This window comes from Streptomyces sp. SID5785, assembly GCF_009870065.1.
In the GTDB taxonomy this organism is placed as follows: Bacteria; Actinomycetota; Actinomycetes; order Streptomycetales; family Streptomycetaceae; genus Streptomyces.
Genome location: NZ_WWIA01000164.1, coordinates 1 through 720 on the forward strand (window position 1 = coordinate 1; position 720 = coordinate 720).

General features: G+C 78.9%; 1 pseudogene. It reads right to left on the reverse strand.

The window, feature by feature from the left end:
* Nucleotides 1-493 (reverse strand): annotated as a pseudogene (locus GTW43_RS04870) (hypothetical protein); the annotation flags it as partial.
* Between the last annotated feature and the right edge of the window lie 227 nt (nt 494-720).

A 720-nucleotide genomic window follows, 5' to 3' on the forward strand; every position in this document is an offset into this window, starting at 1 on the left:
AGCCGCGCCAGATCCGGGTGCCGGGCGGCGCGTGCGGGACGTCGGGGGCCAGCTCGCACAGCATGCGGCGGTGCGCGGGGCTCTGCTGGACGGAGGCGACCTCGGCCGGCTGGGCCCGCCCCCGCTGGGCGAGCGCCAGTCCGGCGGCGGCCTGCGGGGCGGTCAGGGCCAGGCACACGCCGAGCACGGCGACGAGGCCGACGAGGACGCGTCCGGCGCGCAGGACGATCAGATACAGGACGAGCGCGGCGGCGGCCGTGAGCCCGGCCTCGCCGCGGGCCAGCGCGGGCGGTCCCGCCCACATGCCGACCGCGCCCGCGAGGGTGATCGCGGCGGCGCCGACGGACCCGGCCGTGAGGCCGTGGGCGAGCAGTCCAGGACCGGGCAGTCCGACGAACTCGGCCGGGCCCCACAGGGTGGTGCGCAGGTGGGCGGCGAGTCCGGGACCGGGCGCCGGGCGCACGCGGGCGCCCGCTCGATCGCTCGCTGTCACCTGCTCCGCCTCCGGCCGTCCTCGTTCCGGTCTGTCACCCTTCCGGCTGTTTAGCCTATGCAAAGGTCAGCGCGGTGCAGGGATGCCCCGGGCCCCTGTTATCCGATCGAGTCCGGGGTGGGCCGGCCGCGGTCGACCGTGCCGTGGGCCCGGCAGGCGGCCAGCGCGTCCGCGCGGCTGGCGTGGAGCCCGCCCGTGGGCCGTCCCGCCCGGGCCGCGTGCAGGGC